The organism is bacterium, assembly GCA_028820935.1.
GTDB lineage: Bacteria > Actinomycetota > Acidimicrobiia > Spongiisociales > Spongiisociaceae > Spongiisocius.
This window is the reverse complement of sequence record JAPPHZ010000006.1, coordinates 1-21,496: the sequence shown is the minus strand read 5'-3', so window position 1 is coordinate 21,496 and position 21,496 is coordinate 1. Positions and strand designations below refer to the sequence as shown.

The following is a 21,496-nucleotide window of genomic DNA, read 5'->3' as shown; positions in this document are numbered from 1 at the left end:
GGGTGGGGAACTTCGACGATCAACTCCGGGGAATCTCACTGATCGCCATCACCTTGTCCGTATCCGGGCGTTCCTAGTTGTGGCGCGGCGTTACCACACCAACTCGTCCATCCTGTTGACCACCACGTAACTCCCAGCGGTCTAGTCGGAGATAGATCCGGAAGTTGCGGAACCAAACGAAGCTCCACACGGTCGCCCGCAACAGACTGCCCCCTACCCGGAGGTGGTTGCGTAGCCGCACCAACTCGTATGTTCTAGTGTCGACCAGAGAGTTCATCCTTTTTGGGCCTTTTCCGGCCTGTCAAACATCCCGAAGCCCGGGAGTCTTGACAGCTAGGCATCACTTGATGCTATGCTGTCAGAATGCGAACTACGGTCACACTTGATTCCGACACAGAACAGATCGTCCGCCAGCGCATGACCGAACGTCGGGTCTCTTTCAAGCAGGCATTGAATGACCTGGTTCGTGAGGGCCGGGGTTTTGCTGATGGGCTCCACCAGTTCAGAACAACGACCCGTCCGATGGGACGCGCCAAGGTCGATCTTGACAAGGCGGTGCGTCTCGCTGGCGAGCTCGAGGACGGCGACGTTGCCAGGAAGCTAGAGACCGGATCTTGAAGCTCGTAGATGCCAATGTCCTGTTGTACGCCGTCAACCGAGACGTTCAGCGGCATGCCTCGGCCCGGGGCTGGCTTGACGAGGCGCTCAGCGGCGGTGCCCGGGTGGCGTTCTGTTGGGTGGTGCTGCTGGCGTTCCTGCGGCTGTCCACCAACGGACGCATCTTCGACGAGCCGCTGTCCGCAAGTGAGGCGATCACACAAGTCGAGGACTGGCTGGCTCAGCCCTCGGCCGTGGTTGTAGAGCCGACGGCACGCCACCTCGGCATCGTCCAACAACTGCTGGCCCCGCTTGAGGCAGGCGGCAACCTCGTCAACGACGCCCACCTGGCTGCCCTCGCCATCGAACACCGATGCGCAGTCGTGTCCTACGACACAGACTTTCTGCGCTTCCACAGCGTGAAGCTGGAGACCCCAACAACCTGAGCAACCAGCAAGGTGTCATGCCGAGTTGTCGGTATATCCACCGGCGAGTCCTGGGACTGGAGTCTTCCCCGCCTTTAGACGAGCGTCCACTCAACGGGTCAACCTCACGCTGACACCGGCGAGAGTTTGTTTGCTAGCTGAGCCCTTCCCCAAAGGCAGCAACGCGCAGAGTCTGACAGTGCCGAGCAGCAGGGCTGGACCGCAGACTCGGCGTTTTCGTTCGAAGTCGCTATAACGCCCGAAGTAACATTCCCCCAAGTTCAAAGACCCTCTGACCTGGAATTGTGGGGATATCTGGCGGTTCGAGCCCGGTCAACGCCCACCAGCCTTGTTCCCACTGCTCAGGGCGTTTTCGCCTAGGGCCTGCGATCACGCACAGACCCCCCGCAAGTCGTCAGATCTTATAGCCGCCGTCGACGTCCAGTACCTTTCCGGTGATGTATGCCGCCTCGTCGGAGGCGAGGAAGCAGACGGCCCGGGCGACGTCGTCAGCCGTGCCGGGCTTGCCCAGGGCAATGTTCTTGGAGGCATCGTCGAGCATCTCCTCGGTGAGATCGCCCCGGGCAACGAGTTCGTGATACATGCCGGACGCCATCAGTCCGGGGCCGACAGCATTTGCCCGGACCCCGAACCGACCCTCTTCGGCCGCTACCGCGCGGATGAGGGCCTCCACCGCCCCCTTGGGGATCGCCGATAGCGAGTCCTTGACCGGATACCGTCGCACGGCCATCGACGTGACAGCAACGAACGATCCCGACGACTCGCGAACATGGGGCAGCGCGGCCCAAACCAGGTGGAATGCTCCGAAGAGATCGACGTTCACCTTCTCTCGGAACAGCCGAGGATCTATCTGGCTGACGTATCGCATCGGAACATAAGGACCCGCTGCGGAAACCGCAGTGTGGATACCCCCGTGGAGCTCCGCAGCCGAATCCACGAAGTCCTTGACGGCGGCAGCGTCGGTGACGTCCACCTGGCCGACCGTGACCTTAGAGCCGGCAGCCTCGACGGCCTCAGCGACCTCCGCGGCGGCCGCCTCGTTCCGGCCGTAGGTGAAGGCAATGTCGCTGCCGCGAGACGCCAGCAGCGTGCACACGGCCGAGCCGATGCCTCCCGAGCCACCCGTGACCACGGCGGTCCCCGGCCTTCCGGAGAAGTCACTCGCGGTGTCCGGGCTCATTCCAGGATCCTCGGCGCTGCGCCAATTCGGCCCCTCCGGCCTCCGTCGAGGCGAGGGAGCCGGCCATGCCCGGATCGAGACGACCGGTATCCCGTGCGTGGGGGCACTATGGATTCTCCAGTGCTGCAATCAGACCGTTCGCACCCGCCAACCATGCCGCGACGCCGGCGAACGGTATGGCGCAGGCCACCGCCTCGGTGAGTTGGCCCGGCGTCGCGCCGCCCTTGAGGGCGAAGCGGGCATGGATCTCGACGAAATCGTCGCGGAACTCGGCGGCGTTTATCGCACAAAGCATGAGATCCGCCAACCGGTTTTCGAGCGGAGACTCCTCCAGAGCCGCCTGACGCATGAGGTAATAGGCGATCACGACCCCGGGAGCGTGCTGAGCACCCAGGGCGACATTGGCGGGAACCTCGCCGTAGAGCCCTCGGTAGTAGTCGAGGAGTTCGTCCATCGAGACCTCGGTATCGAACGGCGGTCCAGGGCTCACGCCGACGTCACTTATTGCCGCTAGAGCCTCGGTCAGAGCTTGGTAGCCCGGAATCCCGCGTGATATCAGCACGTTGATTGCAGCCCCGTGAACCTCATCAGGTGTCATGCCGCGGTCCATTGCAATGGTCAAGTACTTGGAAGTCACCTCGGGAAGCCGCTTCACAGCACCTATCACGGCGGCACAGAGGGCCTTGTCCCGGGCCGGCAGGGCTCCGTCGGAATGGATCACGTCGACCGCACTCGCCAGGCCTACGGCAAACTTCGGTGATCCCGCGGACAGTCCTTCGGCCCAGGCTGCCGGACCCAGCATCTCGATCAATCGGTGTGTGTTCATGGCTGACCTCTGCGACCGACGTCGCCCCGAGGATATCCCACCGGGCGGTCCGGCCAGTACGCATACAAGGCGATGGAACTCTTGCGGTGGCCACGGCGTCGGCTCGGCAGACGCATCGCGTAGCGCCGAGTCAAAGGCTCTGGCGTTCCTCGGCGACCACCCGTTGGGCGCGCCGGGCGCCGTCGGCTCCGTCGAACTCGATCGACCGCAAGTCGTCGGGATCCACCGAGGCCAGTGCCTCAAGCTCGGCCGGTGTGGCGTGGGCAATGGTCGGAACACCGGGGGCCACCCGTATGGGGAATCCGCCTGATGCTGCCACGTCAGCCGCCTCGACATCGGGGAAGAGACAATCGGCCTTCCACCCGTGGTGCGAATCGAGCGTGAACACGCCGAGCCGCGTAATGAGCCTGCGGGTCCGCTGCGGGGAGGGCGGAGGCCCTGAGACGAAGTCGACCCGGTCGACGAGGGTGCGGGCGGCATGGTCGGCGACGACGTACCAGACACGTGAAGGCGAGTCATTGTTGTCCGGCAGGCCGCGACTCCCCGGCAAGGCAACCCGCGGAGCGGCATGGGTGCCGGCGATGTGCGAGAGGTTGGTGGCCCCTCGACTGTCGAGTTGGGCAGGGGTCACTACTACGCCGATCAGACCGCGCGCCACGGCCACGAACGTGTCGCTGACCGGTCCCCGCGGCGAGGCTCCGGCCCGAGTGGCCCTCTCACCGAGAGAGAGCGCAGGCCGTGGCGCGGCGTCGAGCGTGCCGAAGCCCGGTGCGATGGCTAGCTCAGCGGCCCCCAAGCGCCGGGCCGCCAGCGCCGCGACGAGGCTCGCCGTGGTCGTGACGGCGATGACCCGAACACCCTCATCGGCCGCGGCGGCGGCGAACTCGCGAGCGAGCACTGTGGTGAACAGATCCCCGAGCGTGCTCACGAGGCCTTCTCCAACAGTTCCGGTGTGAGGCCCTTTGACCCGGCCCACGCGGCGACGGCTCCGAGGTCCACCAGAGCGTCGGGGTGGCATTCGGTCGGCCAGGACCCGCCGGCCGCACATACAACCGCGTCGATCCATAGCCTGGAAATCGCTGCAAGCGGAGGATCGGCGGGAGCCTGCCGTTCGAAAGAAACGATCGTGGTCTTCGCGGCGCGGGCGAGCAGGCCATCGAGTCCGAGGTCCCCGTCGACGTAGATGTTCCCGCGGGCATCGGCTGCCGGGGCGTGGATCAGGGCTATGTCGATTGCGAGAGCCGTGGCGAACACGGTCGCTATGCCGGTTGGTGGATCGTTGTAAACGCCCAGCGACGGGTTGTGCTTCACGACGTCCGAGCCGGGCGCGGTGGAACAGGGCATGGACGGCAGGCCGCGCGCCGAGGCCTCGACGGCCGCAACCATCGACGCCTCGGACCATTCGATGAACCGGACGGTTTGCCGCTGCCGGGCGGCGCGGAATGCGGGCGCCAGGCCGAATCCGTCCAGAGAGACCCCGGCGGAGTGAAGATCCGCTACTGCGCCGGAAGCGAGCAGGTATTCGACGTCGACGCTGCCGAGAAAGCTCACGATGTCGAGGTCACGGATTCCTCCGGCCACGATCCCTTTCAGGAGGGCCATCGGCTTTCGGTTAAGTCCGGTGCCCCCGACGGCGACGGTCGCGCCCGGCGGGATCAGCTCGGCAACTGCTGCCGGAGAGGAGAGGGTCCGCACCATGGGCCATTCAGGCCTTGCCGGTCCAGCCGGGGCTACGAACGCTGTTCACTGCCATGTCCGCAAACTCGGAGGCGATCTCCTCGATCGTGTTCGGACCTTCAGGTCGATACCACTGGTAGGTCCAGTTGATCGATCCGAGAATCGAGAACGACGCGAGCCTCGGGTCGATCGTGGCACGAACGCTTCCCTCGGCCTGACCCGCTGCGATGAGCGCTCGCAGGTGGCGGTCGTAGACATCGCGGGCCTCGATGATCTCGGCTCGAAGTTCGGGGCCGAGCGATCGAAAGTCGTGGAGAAAGACGGTCATCTTGGCAAGGTTGCGAGCGTTGTAGGTAATGTGCCGCTCGACGAACGACCGGATACGATCGAGGGCGCTGCCGTCGCGTCTGCCGCCTTCGAGGTTGGCCAGCCCCCCCTGATGGACCTCCTGGATCACCTCGAAGAGCAGCTCCTCCTTCGACTTCACGTAGTAATACAGCGAGCCTTTGAGGATGTCGACGGCTTCGGCCACGTCCCGGATCGACGTCGCTTCATAACCCTTCTCGGAGAAGATGGCCGCAGCCGCGTCGATGATCTCCTTCCGTCGATCTGCGGAATCCCGCCTCTGCCGACCCGAGGTCGGCGCGGTGTCGGTCACGATGTCACCCTTCTGTCTCGACCTGGTGGATCGGGAACCTCTTCGTCACGTCTGCGGCGTGGATCGACCAGATCCAGCGCTTCCAATTCATCAGGGGTCGGCTCCGGCGTTGGCGGTGCATCCTCGGGCAGCGAGAGTTCGAAGCCGGTGTTCTCGCCCACCGTCGAGGCATCGCTCCATGGATGGATCGACCTTACCCGTCCACGTCTCTCGACGAACTCGATAACCGCGAGGTCCGTGACCACCGCGACCGTCCCGGCAGCCTTCCGAGTTTTGCCGGCCCATCCGTGACCGCTGCCGGTGATCCAATCCACCCGGGCGGGCAACGAGCGAGGCCGGTGGTCAGGGTGGTAGGCGATCACCCGCGGCAATAGCGCCGGCACATCCGCTGTGGCCAGGCCGCCGCTGAACCGAGCCGTCGGGGCCGAACGAACTCCGATCCGACTCGTATTCAGGTTTCCGAACCGGTCGATCTGAGCCGGGCGCAAGAATTGCAGGGTCATCGCCTGGCGCTCGGCCATATCCATCGAGTCGAGATGCGGCACGAAGCCGGGAGTCAGGCCGCGCTGGTCTCGGGGATCGTGCAGGTGGGACTCCACGCCGCCGTTCACGTCCAGCGCACCACCAGCTAGTACATGTACGCCATGCTGTGTCGTGTGCCTGGCGACCAGGGCTGCGACGAGGGCGATCGGAGTCCCGAGTCCTACGCCGACGACGTCGCCGGCCACGACCATCCGGGCGAGCGCGACAGCCATCAAGTCCGCGACCTCACCCCTCGAGGCAGTCACGATGGCCGCGCAAAGTCGAGAGTGCCCGGTTCTCCACGCGACGATACGTACGCGCCGATCGCACCTTCATCGACATCATGTTCAGGTGGCGAGCTCGTCGGCCAACTGCCCCCCGGAAGCTCGACGACCATGTCCACTTCGAATCCGAAGAGGCGGGTGTGCTCCGGCATCGATGCGATCGCTTCCTCCGACACGATCTCATCGACGCCGACGATGACGCGCTTGGCGGCCCGCGCCGCGAGCACGTCGATGTCCCACAGGTGTTGGGGGGGAGAAGCTATTTGCACGTGCCCGCCGGGGCTGGCTCGCCATGCGTGAAGCAGCGTGATGTCGGGTTGAAGCGGCGGGAGGGCGACGTAGGTGTCACCGGAATAGGGGTCGGCTACCGAAGCGAAATCGTGGATGGCCAGGGTCTCGCTGCCCGTTCCAGCCCTGGTCGGCAGGAACGGTATGCCCATCGATGCTGCTCGAAGCCGCCCGAGCAGGCTCCACTCGGAGTATTCGAGATCATCGAACCTTCCGGCCTTGACACCCGCGACGTACCGCGGCGCCGGACCGAATCGACCGAGCCCTACGTAGGCGGCGGCAACGCTGCGGACGCTGTCGGCGGCGATGAGGAGTTCTATCTCGAGGGATCCGGCGAAGGTGACCACGTCGAGATCCCGCCTTCCGGCTCTGATGAGCGCCCGGGTCAACTCCATCGGCTTGCGGTCCAGAACGGTCCCGCCGAAGTATACCGTGTCGCCGTCATGGACCGTGTCGGCGGCTCGGGACGCATCGACGAGTTTCAGGTTCGGGGCCACCCGACGAGGCTACCAAACGGTTGTTTGGTGCCGATAGCTCAGGTGGGGACAAAGGCTGCGATCGCCGTGATCTCGGGTACCGGCTCGGGAGACCATCGTGGAACCAGCTCCATGCCCACCTGAAGGGCTGACGGCTCGGCGTCGACGATATGGAGCATCAGGGTGTCAGCGCCCCTGATCCGGATCAATCCGTAGGTTCGCGTAACTCCTCGGATCGTCGCCGTCGACCAGGATTCGAGCGTTCCCTGCGGTTCCATGTCCATCGTCTCCCCGCTGTGCGCCGAGCATTCCGGACAGAATGGCCGGGCCGGAACCGCCACCGTGGGGCACGCCGGGCAGCGGGATCCCACAATCCGCCGGTCGGCCAACCCGTAGAGAAACGCCTTGTGATAGTCGCCGGCCGTATACCGATATGGCAGGTTGATCTTCTGGTGCAGGATCGTCGGCTCACTCATCGGCTGCCAACTCCTCCGCACGGAAGTGAATGATGTCGGCCAGGGTCCCGTCGCGTTCGGAGGCCGGCTTGAACACAGCCGTGATACGCATTCCGATCGAGATCTTGTCGTGCCGGCTTTCCTCGAGGAAGTGATAGATGTTCGTGTCCGCTCCGTCGAGCCGAACGAACGCAAAGCCATAGGGAATCGGCCGCTTGATGCCGGTCATCGGATCGATGAATGGCACCTCGACCACCGTGTAGCCCGTGATCACTCCGCCCGGCCCGACGTCGACCCATTCCGCCGTTCGTTCCAAGCAGAGACCGCATACCGGCCGGGGAGGCACCAGGACTTTGTCGCAGGCACCGCACCTCGTTCCCTGGATCCTTGCCTCGGTCCGGAGCGCGTTCATGAATCGCGACGCGAACTCTCCGGCGGCGTACGAATACTCGAAGTCCGCCACGTACTCGAGCCTCAGGGCGGCGTCAATCGGCGGAGTCGGGCTCACGGGGCCGACCCCTTGAGGATGACAGCCTCGGTCCATGCGTTGCCCCCGTAGCCGGTGGCCAGGGCGGTCTCGACCCCGGGAATCTGACGATCCCCCGCCTCGCCCATGACCTGGAGGGCTGCCTCCGCAACACGGATCAGTGCGGTGGCCCCGACCGGGTTGGTGGAGAGCACGCCACCGGACGGGTTGACCGGGAGTTCACCCTCCATGAGGGTGACTCCGTCGTCGATGAGGGACCCACCCTCGCCCCAATCACAGAAACGCAGACTCTCGTACATCGCCAGCTCGGCATAGCTGGCCGGTTCATAGACCTCGGCGACGTCGAGTTCGGCCCGGGGATTGACGATGCCGGCCTTGGAGTAAACCGAATCGGAGGCGGCGATAAGGCTGCGCATCCGCGCCAGGCGCTTGGGAGAGTCACCCATGAACTGCGTGTCGTGGGCCGTCTCGGTGGCGGCGACCCACGCCGGTCTCGGGGTCATCTCACGGGCGCGGTCGGGTGCGGCCATCACCACAGCACAGGCGCCGTCGCTGCTCGGACACATATCGAGCAGCCGCAGCGGCGCCGCGAGCATGCGGGACGCGAGCACTTCCTCCACCGTGATGTCGGGGCGCTGTAGATGTGCATGAGGGTTGAGACAGGCATTGCGGCGGGCCTTCACCGTCACCTTGGCGGCCTGCTCCGCGGTGACGCCGCTCTCGGCGACGTACGTCGAGGCCATCACGCCGAAGTTCCCGATGGCCCCCGCCATCACCGACCGCTCCCACGCAGGATCGCCGACGGTGGTTATCGCCGACTGGGTCTCACCCTCGGACTGCTTCTCGTAACCGATACCCAGTACCACGTCGTAGAGCCCTGAAGCGACGAGGTGAGCCGCGGCGACGGCGACGCTGGCCCCGACCGTTCCCCCGTTGTTGAGTTTGAAGAGTGGTTTGCCCGCTGCGCCGATGGCGGACGCCATCCACAGCTCGGGAAAGTTGATCCCCTCGAACAGCTCCATGTTGCCGACGACGACCGCGTCGACCTGGCCCGGGTTCAGGTCTTTCGACCCCAGGCAGCGATCGACGGCCTCCCGGACCATCTCGGGTATCGACACATCGAGGCGTCTCGACACGTGGTCGGTCTGGCCGACGGCAACGATCGCGGCGTTCCTACCCATCAATCCCCGCTTCGAGGGCGGCGACGAAATGAGACTGCGCGCCGAGGCCGGCCACGCCGTGAGCGAGGGCGCGTCGGGCATCGTAATGTTGCCTCGGGCCCGCCTCGCCCCGAAGCTGGTGCACGCATTCGGTCACCCTCGAGAGCCCCGTGACCGTAACGGGGTTGCCGCCGTGCCAGCCACCCGACGGATTCAGGGTTCTTCCCGCTTCGGTCAGATCGGCGCCGAGACGCGTTGCGAACTGACACAGTTGGTGGGCGTATTGAGCCGAGACCTCTAACACGTCAGGGACATCCGTGCCCCAACCGGTCATAGCCACCGCGCTGTCCCGGGCCCGGTCGAGGGCGCTTAGATCGCCGGGATGCCGATCGGTCCAGTACTTGCCCGTCGCGGTTCCGACGCCTGCGATCCACACGGGGTTTTCGGAGAGGTCCCTCGCCACCTCCTCGGTGGCGAGGATCACGGCGCACGATCCGTCACGGTTCGGCGCTCGATCGAATACACCCAGGGGAGTCGCCAACCGCGGCGCGTCCAGAACTTCGGCGATGGTCATGGACTCGAGCGTCGTGACCTTGGGATTTACAGTGCTCGCAGCCCGCGCCGCCACAACCAGGGCCGCGGCATCCGCGGGAGAAAACGCTCCGGAAGCGTAGATCTGCCGAGCGCCCAGACCGGCGACGACGTCGGCGTCCGTCCCGAGGCGCCGCTGGACGAAGGGATCGAAGCCGGCGCCCTCGATGGTTGCGAGATTGCCTTCCGACTCCTTGCAATGCGCGGTTACCAACCCGACCCGGTGGCCGCCGTCGGCTATGCGAGCCCACCCGTATAGGAGAGCGCCGATCCCGTCCGAGCACACGCGGCTCTCCGGCTTCAGATAAGAGCCGACGACATCGGCAACAGCCATGTTGGCGATGGTCCGCCCGTCGTAGAAATCCAGGCTTGCCGTGACCGCATTGTCGACATCGGACAGCCCGATACCGGCGTCGTCAAGCGCCTCGTCTATGGCTTCGAGCAGCAGTTCGGCGTAAGCGACGTCATGGCGGTCTCGTGCATGAACGCTCTGGCCGACACCGACGATGGCGACACGCCCCAAAGAAAACTCCCTCGCTACGCCGGCCGGGCGGAATGGTAATCCGACGCCATCACCCGGAAACTGTCGGATCCACTCACTTTGCAGGTGTTTCCCCGGCGGCTTCGAGGGCGACGGTTGCCGACCCTGCCAGCGCCCGGGGCCCACCTACGACATCTAGCCAGACGTCACACTCCGCGATCTGGTGTCGTCCGTCCCCGGCCACCGAAGTGACAACGCCGCCGGCGACGACGCGATCGCCACCTCGGACGTTGTCGAGGAAACGAACCTTCAAGGCCCGGACCTGTGCCGGGTCGCCGGCCCAGGCCACCAGCATGTCGACGACATATGCCATGTTCGTCGGACCCTGGTTGATCACTCGATCCCCCAAACCGAGGGCGGCCACCGCGTCAGGATCGAAGTGGATCGGGTTCGGATCTCGCAGCAGGACGGCCATGGTCTTCATGGCGGCAGCCCGAACCTCGACCTCGTACACGGGAAGATCCGTGCCCGCGGACACTCTCACGCCGCCCTCCTCGGGAAGACGAACGAGTTGGTCGACACCGCAGCCACGGTGCCGGTCGAGTCGACTACACGAAGCTCGAACGAGACGATGTCGAACACGCCTGCTCGCTTGCCGGTCTTGCGAGCCGCACCGGTGATGCCGCCTTCGACACGATACGTTTCGCCGACCCGCATCACTTCTCGGAACTCGAGCCCGGCTTCGCCGAACATCGGGCCGTCGGCCGCCGACGACCCGACCATCGCAAACAGCTCGTCCAGCGTGAGTCCCATGCCGCCCAGTGCGGCGTAGTAGCCGTACATCGGGTGGGCCACACCGGCGGGGAGAGGCGGTGAGCCGATGGCATCGGCCGTCAGCCAGTGCTCGTACCCCTCGATGGTGAACTCCCCGACCGGAAAATCGACACCTACCAGGCGCTCCAGGTCGTCAATCGTCATCGGCCGATCCATCGCATTCAACGACCTTCGAAGCGGGGCGGTCGCTTCGCCAGAAAGGCGGCGACGCCCTCACGGCTGTCGTCGGAGAGCAACGCCGTCACGACGGCCGTTCGCTCCAATCGCAGACCGCGGTCGAGATCGCCGTCAAGACCCTCGTTGACGGCCTGCTTTATGAGCCGGACGGCAAGAGGCGCCTGGTCCGCGAGCCGGGCTGCAAGCTGGCGAGCCTGACCCATGGTGTCCTCGTAGTCGCTGCCCACCGCCGTCACCAGCCCGGCGGCGAGAGCCTCGTCGGCGTCGAGTCGGGATCCGAGCATGAGCAGCTCCAGAGCCTTGCCGCGGCCGACGAGCCTCGAGAGCCGCTGGGTGCCGCCACCTCCCGGAACCAGACCGAGGTTGACCTCGGGAAGTCCGATGGTCGGCCCGCTGCGCATCATGACCCGGAAGTCCAGGCACAGCGCGAACTCGCAGCCACCGCCGAGGGCATGGCCTGTGATCGCTCCCACGGTCGGTTTGGCGAGGCGCTGGAGCCGCAAGAACGTGCTCTGAGCCTTGTGAACCCGCTCGGTCATCGGACTGGGGGAGCGGTCGTAGCTCTCCATGTCCTTGATGTCGGCGCCGGAGATGAAGAGTTTCGGATGGGCCGAGGCGACTACGACCGCTCGGATACTGTCATCTTCTTCGAGTCGGCCGACTAGAGACGCGATCTCGTCGTAAAGAGCGAAGTCGAGGGTGTTGACCGGAGGCTTGTCGATAGTGACGATCGCCACCAGATTGTCCTTTGCGATCCGGAAGAACTCCACGCGAAGGCCGTCAGCTTTCGCCGAGACCGAACACCTCAGCGGCGGTGTCGTGCAACAACTTCTGCTTGGCGCCCGGCTTCAGGCCCAGCTCGTCGACCTGGCGCAGGGACTCCCCATGCTGGATGAGCGGGTAGTCCGTGCCCCACATCACCTTGCCCTGGCCCCTGCTATTCAGGAAATGCACGAGGGAGCGGTCCCAGTACTTGGGAGCATGGCCCGACATGGCAACGTAGACGTTGGGGTGTTTCCATGCCATCGCCACCATCACCTCGCACCACGGCCAAGCCTGATGGGCACCCACCAGCTTCAGTTCCGGGAAGTAGATAGCGACGTCATCGAGGAGTAGGGGGTGCCCGTGCTTGGAAGGCATGAACTCGGCGGAGTGACCGGTCTGGAGCTCCACCGGCACCCCGAGCTCGGCGCACTTGGCATAGAAGGGATAGAACCTGGCGTCATTGATCGGCGTGTCGAATCCGTACGGATGCACGTGGCCGCCGACGAAGCCGTATTGCGTGACCGCCAATTCGAGCTCTTTGACACCCTTCATTCCGGAGAAGGGGTCGATTCCGTAGAGCCCTGAAACCCGATCGGGAAACCGCTCGACGACTCGGGCGACCGACTCCCACGGGACCCGCACGAGCCGGCGGTCTCGATAGAGATACTGCTGTAGTGCCGGGACGACCACCTTCTCGACGCCTGCCGGGTCCATCTTCTCCTCGATGAACTGCTGAGGCTCGTAGCCGACCATGAGGTCGTGCCTCCCCCACTGGTCGCCCATCATGAAGGACACCTCGGGGTTCTCGGTAAAGACGATCTTGATGCCTTCTTCGGTGAAGAAATTGCACCAGGCGTCAATGGCGCCACTCATGGTTGGGGACTCGATTTCTCTGTGTCGATCTCTAGAAGCTTCTGCTTGTGCGTGCCTCGCGGCAACGAGCCCACCGCTACCAATTCGACACTGGGACGGACGGTGAGCCGATGATGCATCGCCAGGGTAATCCGGTCGGCCAGGTGCGCCGCTGCCTCGGCGTCGCCGGCGACCGGCGACTCGACCTTCACGCGCAGAGGGGGCGTCACACGAGGTGGGGGGCCGTCGAGCACTATCCGGATCACACCGCTGACCTCGGGGACGAAGCTGTTGACCAGGTTCTTCACGGCCGCCGGATAGAGCTTCACCCCCTTCACGATCAGAAGGTCGTCGACACGCCCGAGCACTTTGATTCGCTTCCCCCCGATGGGTCCTTCCGGGGCGGGGGCAGTGAACACCTGATACACATCTCCCACCGAGTACCTCAGAGGAGGGGCACCTCCCCACTCGAGGGACGTCTTGACCCGCTCGCCGACTGCGCCGTCGGCTTCTTCGACGGGCTCCCGGGTGGCCGGATCGACCAATTGCGTCGAGACCGAGAAGTCATCTCCCAATACGTACATGCCGTGGTACTCGTCGGTTGGGGCCGAAGCCATCATGATTCCATGGGTTCCGCCGAGAAGGTCGAAGACTCTCCCGCCCCAACCGCTCTCCAACCTCGACCGAACCTCAGGCAGGCCCGCTCCCGGCTCCCCTGCGCAAACGATCAACTCGATCCCCAGATCGGGAGCCTCCATTCCCAGCACTTCCGGCACGCGCTCCATCAGGTGCTCGGCGTAGCTCGGGGTGCAGGCGAGCACCCTGGGGCGGGTCAGCGTCAGAAGCGTCAACAGTCGCTCGGCGCCGGCCTCGGCACCGATCGCGATCGGCAGCGCGCCCATCCGCTCCAGCGCTCGCACCAGCGGGAGGCCGGCCAGGTACATCGAAAGGCCGAACCCCAGAAGGACCCGATCGCCGGGTCGAACCCCGACGAAGCCCAGTGCTCTCTGCCAGAGCAAGTCGGTTATCTCAACATCGCGCCTGGTGAAGGGATAGAACGTGGGAGAACCCGTCGTCCCCGAGGTGGAGCTCAGCGCCACGATCTCTTCCGGGTCGGCGCAGAGGAATTCAGAGAAGGGGTGTCCGTGTGCCTCGAGGGACTTCTCCTGGGATTGCCGGTGGATATCCGGTGTCACGAACAAGGGCAACAGCGCAAGGTCGTCGACGCCCCGGATCGTCGCAGGATCCACGCCTGCGGCCTCGAAGCAGTTCCGGTAGAACGAGCTCTTGAGGCAGTACGCGATCTGGCGGCGCACCTTGGCGTCGCGTTCCTCGTCCGACAGGATGGAACCGGCCAACGCCTCTGACCTCAACCCGCGCCCCGATCGCCTTGTATCTACCAAACGTTTGGTAGGGGAATTATATCCAAGTGACGGATAGGCTCAGCCGGCCGGCGTCGGCCTCTTGATGAACAGCTTCGACGCCAATGTGATCTTCCCTTCAAGCCAGCACCGCGAGGATGACAGCGGTAGCTATCCCGACGACGCCCACGATGAACCCGAGAGTCCACAGAAGGTCCTTCTTGGCCGACTCCTGGAGTGTCAGCAATGCCTTAGCCGTCTCCGTATCCGCTTCGGCCTTGACCCGGTTCACGCTCGCCTCGATGAACGACTCTGTGCTCACCACTGCCGATTACCTCCTGCCGTTCACTCGACACCATCCTACATGACAACCGTTGGTAGAAACGTGACGCCAGCGAACGTTTTTCCCGAATCACCTGTCGCCCGCTCCCTTCAGGCGAACTCGCGGAGCCGGCTGCCTGTTGGGTCGACGACGTCGCGCAGGATGCTCAACTCGGCTGGAGTCGGCAGGTCGGTCTCGCCAACCGTGCCGCGGGGCATCGCCACCTCGAACCCCGTTGCGCTTTGAATGTCACCGATGGTGACGCCGGGATGCACCGAGCGGAGGCGCATCGCCTTGGTGTCAGGGTGGAAGTCCATCACACACAGGTCCGTTACGCACAGCTGCGGACCTCCACTGAAGCCGAGCCGGCGACGGTGGTCGCCGCCATCACCCCAACCGAGCCCGCTGCGGAAGTCGACCTTCTCGACCAGCGTGCGGGGATTGTGCGTCGTGGTCCAGAGGTACACGTTGGGGATCATGCCGCCGAGGTCCGCCATCCCGCCTCCCCCGGGGAGCCGGACCTTGGGGTTGTCGTAGGAGCCGATGACCGTGTTGTTGACGTTGCCCAACCTGTCGATCTGCGCCCCGCGGAACGCGAATGTGTTGTACCGAGCTCCCTGGGCGTAGGTCCAGAAGTCGAACGGAGAGTTGGATAGCATCGTGGCCCCGTCCCAGAGCGCGTCCGACAGGGTGGACTCCGGGATAGCGGGCGGATCGGCGTCGATCGCGATCGAGCTAGCAGCCCACACGAGGCCGGGTGCGTGTGTCTTGCGCGCCAGCCGGTATGCGCAGACCGGTATGAAGCTCGCGGCGCCGTTGAAGGCGCGCGTGTCGTTCGTGAACTCGCGAGCAAGTGTGACGACCATCAGCTCGTCGACCGTGCAGTCTGCTCCAGGTACTTCGCGACTCACGTGGCCCTTCTCATGATTGAGAGGATCGTCGCTGCGCCACCGTTGGCCTCGAGAAAGCCCGCCTGGTCGTCGGGAGCGGTGATCCGGTCGGCCCAGAACCGTGCGAAACGGTCGCGGTCGCGCGAAGCACTCAGGTATTCCCGAATGAAGTCTTCATGGTGGGTATAGGAGGGGTAGTTCGATGTCGGGTAGGCGCCCCAAGGTGCGTGAACCACGGCGTCGATCACGAAGCGCGGGTAGGTAGTGCGCTCCGGGGCATCCGTGAACGAGCTGCGCGGTGCGACCGCCTCGACGGTTACGACAGTCGCGGCGGCTGCCCTCACGAGGTCGGAGTCCATCCAGATGAGCTTCGGGTCGACACGAGTGTTTCCGTCGGCGTCCGCGGCATGGGCATGAACGACGGCGACGTCAATCGGCAACGGCGTACACGCTACGTAGACCTCTCCTGTCACCCGATCGGTCTCCAGGCGCGTCGTGTCAGGGTGCAGGGCGAGCACATCGGTACCGATCCCGGCCCTGGTCGGAACAAAGGGGAGGCGGTGCGCGGCAGCCTGGAGTCGGCAGATCAGAAGATGCTCCGAGTACTCCTCGACCTCGATGTCACCTACCTCGGCCGCTCTGCGGAAATTCGGAGCCAGACCGAGGCCTTCGAAGCTGACGAGTCCGGTGACCACCTTGCTCACCTTGCCCGAAGCTACGAGCCAGTCGACCGCCATCGACCCGACAATCGACACCACGGTCAAGTCCCGGACATCGCTCCGAACGAGCTCGCGCACGAAGCCCATGGGAGCGCTGTTCATCGAAAGGCCACCGATTCCGATCGTCGCGCCATCGGAGACGAGCGACACAGCCTCTCGCATGGAGCGAATCTTCGACACCTGCCCCCCAAGCACTGGGCGCTAGAACGCCACGTGCGGCCCCAGCCGGGCGTGGCCACGCGAACCTACCAACCGCTGGCCAAGCGGTCAACGACCGGCGCATGGGGCCCCGGGTTCGAGCGAGCCACGGTCAGACGGTTGCGGTTGGCAGGATGCCGGTCAGCCTCCGGCGCGGGACCCATCCGGACCGCCTTCGATCGCCGCAGCACCCCCCTTGCTCATGCCGGTCAACTGCCATCGGGCCGCCAGCATGGCGACCGCTGAGATGCTCGACATCGCAGCGGCGGCCAACCAGGCGGCCTGGAAGGAGTAGATCTCGATGACCTGACCCATCACGATCGGGCCGAGGGAAGCGCCGATGTACGTACCCGTGAGCGCAACGCTCGTGGCTCGCGCCGGGGCCCGCGGGAAGTGTTTCACGACGCTGAAGTTGAACAGGCCGTTCCAGCCCCATCCCGCCCCGAAGGCGAGCATCGCCGCAAGCGTGAGCAGTCCTGCCCCGGTGCCGGTCAGCGCTCCAAGACCTGCGGAACCGACCACAAGGAGCAATGCGACCCCTCCGAGCCCGCCGGCCTGGCGAGCGTCGGCCCACCAACCGGCCAGGAGGCGGACTATCAGCCCCGTGACGCTTGCCGCGGCGAGGATCAAACCACCTGCTCCGGGGCTGACGCCCGAGTCGACGACGGAAATCACCAGGAAAGCGCTGAGGGCCGACGCCACCGATGCCGCTAGAAATGCACCCACCGCCATGAACACGAGCGGCCGCATCTCCAGTTCCACCTTTCCGGATGAGCGCCGCGAGGCCACGTCGGCGGAGGCGCCCTGCGATCTGGGCACCGCCAGGGCTACGGCGCCTGCGATCACGCCCGCACCGACGAACACCCCGCGCCAATCGCCGTTGACAGCGAACAGCGGCACTGCAAGGCCGCTCAGCATGGCCGCAGCCGGTATCGCCGAATGTTTGATGCCGAAGACGAACCCCTGACGGCTGGCCGGCACTTCTCTGGCGAGGGCCAGGTTCACCGCAGGCTGGCCAATCGCCATCGTGAGGCCTCCGAGCGAGAGGAGCGCTGCGAAGGAGAGCCAGGAGTGGGCCAGCGCTGCTATTCCGAACATCGTCACTGCGCTCATAGCCGATGACACCCGCATTGCGGCCGGCCAGCCAATCCGGTCGGCAAGCCCGCCGATGGTGACCGAGCTGATGGCCGACATGCCGAAGAATCCGCCCAAGGCGATCCCGAGGGAGCCGGTGTCGAATCCGAGCTCGGGGAGGATCGCAAACGCGAGCGCGCCGGCGAGAAAGGGCGGGAAGGTCATGACCATTGTTACCGCAAGCGCCGGGAGGAGGACTCGTACCGAGCCGATTCGTTCGCGGCGGCTGCTCAAAAGGCTGCGGCGGCACCACCACCGATGGTTTCCGGGCTCCGTCCGAGCAACCGGGGACCGTGTCGGGCGATGACAAGGGTCGCGATCAGCGAGATGACGGTGACCACGAGGCACGCCGTGAACGTGCCGGTGAGGTCGAGGCCCCCTGTCGATGAGACGATCAGGAACCCGAGTCCCTTGCTACCGATGAAGATCTCGCCAACGATCGCGCCGACCAGCGCATACGGTGCCGCAATCATCATCGCCGCCAGGATGAAAGGAACGATGGACGGCAGTATCACCATCCGGATCACCTGGAGGCGCGTCGCCCCCATGACGCGCATGCTTGCTACCAGATCGCCGTCGACGCTTTCGACACCTGCCCTCGCGTTGTAGAAGAGTACGAAGAAGGTCATCAGGACGACGAGTGCCACCAGCGGCCTGAACCCGAATCCGAACCAGAAGAGCAACACCGGGAGGAAGGCGATCCGGGGCATCGTGTACGCTCCGCCCAGGATGGGATCGAGCAGATGTGACAGCGATCGCTGAAGGCCGAGCACGATGCCGAACACGACGCCGATGGCCGTTCCGATGAGAAGGCCGAGCCCGGCGATCTGGAGAGTTGCGAGGATGTGCGAGTAGATGAACCCGCTCGAGAACCACTCAATGGTCCGTTCCGCGATCAACGAAGGCTTGCTGATCCAGAGGGTTCGAATGTGCCGATCTGACACCCACTCCCAGCCGCCGAGGAACACGCCCAGCACTATCAGCTGGTAGAGACGGATCCGCCACATGGGGGCCCGCTCGATCATCGCTGCATCGCCGCAGCTACGTCGACGCCGGCGGAACGCCAGGGCAGCACGACACGCTCCAACCAGCTCACGAGAGCGTTGAGCCCCACACCGACGACGAGCAGCACCATGAGTGCGGCAAAGAGGCCTGCGCTGCTGTAGGAGCGCGCAGATGTGAGTGCGAGGAAGCCCAACCCTCTCACCGAGGCAAGGAACTCGGCAAACACGGCCGCGCGCAGCGCGAACGGCACAGCGTGGCGCAGCCCCGTGATCAAGAAGACGGCGCTGGCCGGTAGGACCACGATGCGGAACACGTCCAGGCGCTTCGCCCCCATGACGCGCATGGCTGCGATGAGATCGCCTTCGACGTTCTTCACACCCTCGAACGTATTGAAGAACATGAGGAAGAAGACAACCACGGCAATCAATACGACCTTGGGCATGAGAAACACCCCGAACCACAGGATATAGAGGGGGGTCAGCGCCAACTGGGGGAAGCTGTAAGCCACCGTCACGAACGGACGGAACACCGCAGCGAGGGTCGGGCTGGAGCCCAGTATCAAGGCGACGAGCACTCCCAGAACGACCCCGATGACCAGGCCATATGCAAGCTCGGACATCGTGGTGAGGACATGCTCGACGATCTCGCCGGTCGACACCCAAGCCCACAGTTTCTCGGCAACGTCAGAGGGCCGGCTGATGTGGAACGGATCGATGAACCAACGGCTGGCGAGGTCCCAGGCGACGACGAGGCCGACGACGATCAGGAAACGCGCGAATGCGGTCCTCGACCTACTCGACACCTGCGGCTCCAGTCGGATGTGTATCAGCGACCTTCACCGCTGGCTTCTTCCTGGCTGACGACCTCATGGCGTAGTGTCGCCCAAATCCTGTTGTACAGTTTCAGGAATTCGGGTGAGCTTCGAATGGTGTCGAAGTCGCGGGGACGCTCGAGTTCGACCGGCAGGTCGAGCACTATCCGGCCGGGGCGTTTGCTGAACACCACGATACGGTCGGCGATGCTGATCGCCTCGGTCAGATCATGGGTCACATAGACCACGGTGGCTCGCGCCTCACTCCAGATTCGGAGCAGTTCTTCTTGCATCACGAGTTTGAGCAGCGCGTCCAGGGCCGCGAACGGCTCATCCATCAGCAGCGTGTCGGGCTCGTAGATCAGCGTCCTCGCGAGGAGTACCCGTTTGCGCATACCGCCTGAGAGCTCGTCCGGGTGATGACGCTCGAAACCTCCGAGCCTGACCTTCTCGATGGCCTGCGACACCAGGGCGGCGCGCTCGGACTTCGGGACGCGCCGGATGTCGAGCGGCGCCGAGATGTTGCCCTCCGTCGTGCGCCACGGGAGGAGCGAGTCTTTCTGGGTCATGTAGCCGACGGAGGTGTTGATGGCCGTGACCCGTTCGCCGTTGTACTCCACGACGCCCTCTTCAGGTGCGAGCAATCCCGCGATCATGTTGAGGACGGTCGACTTGCCACACCCGCTCGGACCGATGAGTGCTACGAACTCACCGTCGTTGATCGTGAGCGAGAAGTCCTTGACCGCGTCGATCTTCTCGCCGTCCTTCTCGAAGGACTTGGACACGCCCGTTATGTTGATCATGGACACCTCACGGCGGCGTGGGTGGGTTGTGTGGGTGGGTTGGGTTGGTTGGTTGTTGTGGGTGGTGGTGGGAGCCGATGTTGGGTGTCGGCTCCCATCGTTGTCCCGGTTTGGGGCCTAGGGGCATGTCATTTGATGTCTAGGCCTAGGTCTGTGGCGGCTTGGGTGACCAGTTCGTTGGTGACGACCGCGGTCATCAGGGTTGTGTTGTGTTCTTCTTCGGGTTTGCCGATGTTGAGGATGTATCTGCCTTTTTCGAAGCCGTCCTCGCTGAAGAGGATCGACGGTTTGAGCGAGTCGTAGTCGATCTGGAACGACGCGTCGAACGCCGCCTGTTCGAGGTCGGGGAACCGTGCCCGGGCGATAGCGCGGGCGTCGTCTTCGTTCGCTAAGGCCCATTCTCTGGCGTTGAGGACCGCACGCAGGAACGCCTGTACGGTGTCGGGGTGCTCCAGGATGTAGCTGTCGGTCGTGAAGTAGCTCGCCCAGTTGACAGCTTCGAGCTCGGACAGAACCCGGAAATCGATCGTCACCGCGCCCGGTTCCAACGCTGCTATCTGCGTCTCGGGGGGAATCCAGAAGAACGCGTCGATCTCACGAGCCTGGAACGCGGGCAAAAGCGCGCTGCCCCTCCCCAAGGGGACCAACTCGACCTCAGATTCTGCGGAACAACCGGGTGCTCTGGCGGCCATACCACACCGCCATTCCACAGACAGACCACTAGGCGCCGGCTTCGTGACCCTCGAGAGCAGCAGGATGTGAGGCGCCGATGCGATGAGTCGGGGGCGCCGGTGACTCGCGCGTCGTGTAAGGCCGAGATCAGGCCTGGATTGGGCCGTGGGGCCCGGTTCAATCCTCGCCGAAGGGTGCTTCGCCCCAACGCTGGCGAAGCTCCGCAGCGAGATGGTCGTTCTCGGCGTTGCCGGGGTGGGGGTACCAGCGATCGCCCACGGCCTGGTACCGGGTAGCGAGTTCGATCAGCACCCCGTGCGCCTTGTCCTCTCCGATGAAGTTCCACTTCAGCCATGGGATGTTGGGGGGACCGCTGTTCTCGTCGAGCAGAACCGGTAGCCCGGCTTGACGGCATTGCTCGACCGTGTGACCGAAGTCGTCGGAGAGAAATGCGATGTGGTGGACGAACTCGCCGCGGCGGTCGAGCAGTTTGTCGACCCAGGTTCCCGGCGTTCCCGGTGCCCACAACTGGATGCTGACGCCGAGGGGATCGGGGTTCTGGAAAGTCGCCCAGACCATGTGAACGCCATCGGCCGTGCCTTCACCTCGGGTCAGCTGCAGTGTGTGCTCCGGCGAGAGAACTTCGAGAATGTCGTGCCAATCGGCGATCGCCGTTTCCAGATCGCGCACGCACATCGCGACGTGATCGATATGGACAGCCGGCATTCGTATGCCCCTCGGACGGTTCGACGGCAATCTAACATGGCCCGGCTAGTGGTCTGTCTGCGAAACAACCGGGTGCTCTGGCGGCCATCGGCGTCCCGT

Annotated in this window: 27 protein-coding genes; 2 read left to right on the top strand and 25 right to left on the bottom strand. The window is 64.7% G+C overall.

Going from position 1 to position 21,496, the window contains the following annotated elements; all coding sequences use genetic code 11:
- Window positions 1-363 precede the first annotated feature (363 nt).
- Both OXM57_00675 and OXM57_00670 read left to right on the top strand, forming a co-directional pair.
- Complete coding sequence (locus tag OXM57_00675; protein MDE0351196.1) at window positions 364-618, top strand: antitoxin; 255 nt, start codon at window positions 364-366, stop codon at window positions 616-618.
- Entirely contained in the window at window positions 615-1,043 is a 429-nt protein-coding gene (locus tag OXM57_00670; GenBank protein ID MDE0351195.1) for a type II toxin-antitoxin system VapC family toxin, read from the top strand. Before OXM57_00675 ends, OXM57_00670 begins: the two co-directional genes overlap by 4 nt.
- Window positions 1,044-1,437: 394 nt before the next feature.
- Here the strand turns inward: OXM57_00670 and OXM57_00665 are convergent, their stop codons facing one another.
- From OXM57_00665 to OXM57_00545, 25 genes are all read right to left on the bottom strand, one after another.
- On the bottom strand, window positions 1,438-2,223 hold the full coding sequence (locus OXM57_00665; GenBank protein MDE0351194.1) for an SDR family oxidoreductase: 786 nt from the start codon (window positions 2,221-2,223) through the stop codon (window positions 1,438-1,440).
- 106 nt (window positions 2,224-2,329) lie between these two features.
- Window positions 2,330-3,049 (bottom strand): carboxymuconolactone decarboxylase family protein, encoded by a 720-nt coding sequence (locus tag OXM57_00660; GenBank protein MDE0351193.1) that lies wholly within the window; start codon window positions 3,047-3,049, stop codon window positions 2,330-2,332.
- Between the two features lie 130 nt (window positions 3,050-3,179).
- Window positions 3,180-3,977: a hypothetical protein gene (locus tag OXM57_00655; protein ID MDE0351192.1), complete on the bottom strand. Its 798-nt coding sequence runs from the start codon at window positions 3,975-3,977 to the stop codon at window positions 3,180-3,182.
- On the bottom strand, window positions 3,974-4,747 hold the full coding sequence (locus tag OXM57_00650) for an acyl CoA--acetate/3-ketoacid CoA transferase subunit alpha (GenBank protein MDE0351191.1): 774 nt from the start codon (window positions 4,745-4,747) through the stop codon (window positions 3,974-3,976). Before OXM57_00650 ends, OXM57_00655 begins: the two co-directional genes overlap by 4 nt.
- Before the next feature lie 7 nt (window positions 4,748-4,754).
- Entirely contained in the window at window positions 4,755-5,384 is a 630-nt protein-coding gene (locus OXM57_00645) for a TetR/AcrR family transcriptional regulator (protein MDE0351190.1), read from the bottom strand.
- Window positions 5,381-6,139: a hypothetical protein gene (locus OXM57_00640; GenBank protein MDE0351189.1), complete on the bottom strand. Its 759-nt coding sequence runs from the start codon at window positions 6,137-6,139 to the stop codon at window positions 5,381-5,383. The genes OXM57_00645 and OXM57_00640 overlap by 4 nt, the downstream gene beginning before the upstream one ends.
- 29 nt (window positions 6,140-6,168) lie before the next feature.
- Complete coding sequence (locus OXM57_00635; protein MDE0351188.1) at window positions 6,169-6,975, bottom strand: acyl CoA--acetate/3-ketoacid CoA transferase subunit alpha; 807 nt, start codon at window positions 6,973-6,975, stop codon at window positions 6,169-6,171.
- A gap of 38 nt (window positions 6,976-7,013) precedes the next feature.
- On the bottom strand, window positions 7,014-7,430 hold the full coding sequence (locus OXM57_00630) for a zinc ribbon domain-containing protein (protein ID MDE0351187.1): 417 nt from the start codon (window positions 7,428-7,430) through the stop codon (window positions 7,014-7,016).
- Window positions 7,423-7,917, bottom strand: a complete 495-nt coding sequence (locus OXM57_00625) for an OB-fold domain-containing protein (GenBank protein ID MDE0351186.1) — start codon at window positions 7,915-7,917, stop codon at window positions 7,423-7,425. The genes OXM57_00630 and OXM57_00625 overlap by 8 nt, the downstream gene beginning before the upstream one ends.
- Window positions 7,914-9,077 carry a thiolase family protein gene (locus OXM57_00620; protein MDE0351185.1) on the bottom strand — a complete coding sequence of 388 codons (1,164 nt, stop codon included), beginning with the start codon at window positions 9,075-9,077 and terminating at the stop codon, window positions 7,914-7,916. The genes OXM57_00625 and OXM57_00620 overlap by 4 nt, the downstream gene beginning before the upstream one ends.
- Window positions 9,070-10,170 carry a hypothetical protein gene (locus tag OXM57_00615; protein ID MDE0351184.1) on the bottom strand — a complete coding sequence of 367 codons (1,101 nt, stop codon included), beginning with the start codon at window positions 10,168-10,170 and terminating at the stop codon, window positions 9,070-9,072. Before OXM57_00615 ends, OXM57_00620 begins: the two co-directional genes overlap by 8 nt.
- Window positions 10,171-10,243: 73 nt before the next feature.
- Window positions 10,244-10,672: a MaoC family dehydratase gene (locus OXM57_00610; GenBank protein MDE0351183.1), complete on the bottom strand. Its 429-nt coding sequence runs from the start codon at window positions 10,670-10,672 to the stop codon at window positions 10,244-10,246.
- A complete protein-coding gene (locus OXM57_00605; GenBank protein MDE0351182.1) occupies window positions 10,669-11,106 on the bottom strand; it encodes a hypothetical protein in 438 nt (145 codons plus the stop codon). The genes OXM57_00610 and OXM57_00605 overlap by 4 nt, the downstream gene beginning before the upstream one ends.
- 17 nt (window positions 11,107-11,123) lie before the next feature.
- A complete protein-coding gene (locus tag OXM57_00600; GenBank protein ID MDE0351181.1) occupies window positions 11,124-11,909 on the bottom strand; it encodes an enoyl-CoA hydratase/isomerase family protein in 786 nt (261 codons plus the stop codon).
- Between the two features lie 10 nt (window positions 11,910-11,919).
- On the bottom strand, window positions 11,920-12,777 hold the full coding sequence (locus OXM57_00595) for an amidohydrolase family protein (GenBank protein MDE0351180.1): 858 nt from the start codon (window positions 12,775-12,777) through the stop codon (window positions 11,920-11,922).
- A complete protein-coding gene (locus OXM57_00590; protein ID MDE0351179.1) occupies window positions 12,774-14,114 on the bottom strand; it encodes a phenylacetate--CoA ligase family protein in 1,341 nt (446 codons plus the stop codon). Before OXM57_00590 ends, OXM57_00595 begins: the two co-directional genes overlap by 4 nt.
- A gap of 142 nt (window positions 14,115-14,256) precedes the next feature.
- Window positions 14,257-14,439, bottom strand: coding sequence for a hypothetical protein (locus OXM57_00585; GenBank protein ID MDE0351178.1), 183 nt, complete (start codon window positions 14,437-14,439; stop codon window positions 14,257-14,259).
- Window positions 14,440-14,549: 110 nt separating this feature from the next.
- On the bottom strand, window positions 14,550-15,350 hold the full coding sequence (locus OXM57_00580; GenBank protein ID MDE0351177.1) for a CoA-transferase subunit beta: 801 nt from the start codon (window positions 15,348-15,350) through the stop codon (window positions 14,550-14,552).
- Window positions 15,347-16,210 carry an acyl CoA--acetate/3-ketoacid CoA transferase subunit alpha gene (locus OXM57_00575; GenBank protein MDE0351176.1) on the bottom strand — a complete coding sequence of 288 codons (864 nt, stop codon included), beginning with the start codon at window positions 16,208-16,210 and terminating at the stop codon, window positions 15,347-15,349. The genes OXM57_00580 and OXM57_00575 overlap by 4 nt, the downstream gene beginning before the upstream one ends.
- 177 nt (window positions 16,211-16,387) lie before the next feature.
- Complete coding sequence (locus tag OXM57_00570) at window positions 16,388-17,545, bottom strand: MFS transporter (protein ID MDE0351175.1); 1,158 nt, start codon at window positions 17,543-17,545, stop codon at window positions 16,388-16,390.
- Window positions 17,546-17,610: 65 nt separating this feature from the next.
- Window positions 17,611-18,405 carry an ABC transporter permease gene (locus OXM57_00565; protein ID MDE0351174.1) on the bottom strand — a complete coding sequence of 265 codons (795 nt, stop codon included), beginning with the start codon at window positions 18,403-18,405 and terminating at the stop codon, window positions 17,611-17,613.
- Window positions 18,402-19,187, bottom strand: coding sequence for an ABC transporter permease (locus OXM57_00560; GenBank protein MDE0351173.1), 786 nt, complete (start codon window positions 19,185-19,187; stop codon window positions 18,402-18,404). The genes OXM57_00565 and OXM57_00560 overlap by 4 nt, the downstream gene beginning before the upstream one ends.
- A 23-nt stretch (window positions 19,188-19,210) precedes the next feature.
- Complete coding sequence (locus tag OXM57_00555; protein MDE0351172.1) at window positions 19,211-19,999, bottom strand: ABC transporter ATP-binding protein; 789 nt, start codon at window positions 19,997-19,999, stop codon at window positions 19,211-19,213.
- Between the two features lie 128 nt (window positions 20,000-20,127).
- Entirely contained in the window at window positions 20,128-20,691 is a 564-nt protein-coding gene (locus OXM57_00550) for an ABC transporter substrate-binding protein (protein MDE0351171.1), read from the bottom strand.
- A gap of 157 nt (window positions 20,692-20,848) precedes the next feature.
- Window positions 20,849-21,397 carry a VOC family protein gene (locus OXM57_00545; protein ID MDE0351170.1) on the bottom strand — a complete coding sequence of 183 codons (549 nt, stop codon included), beginning with the start codon at window positions 21,395-21,397 and terminating at the stop codon, window positions 20,849-20,851.
- Window positions 21,398-21,496: the final 99 nt, after the last annotated feature.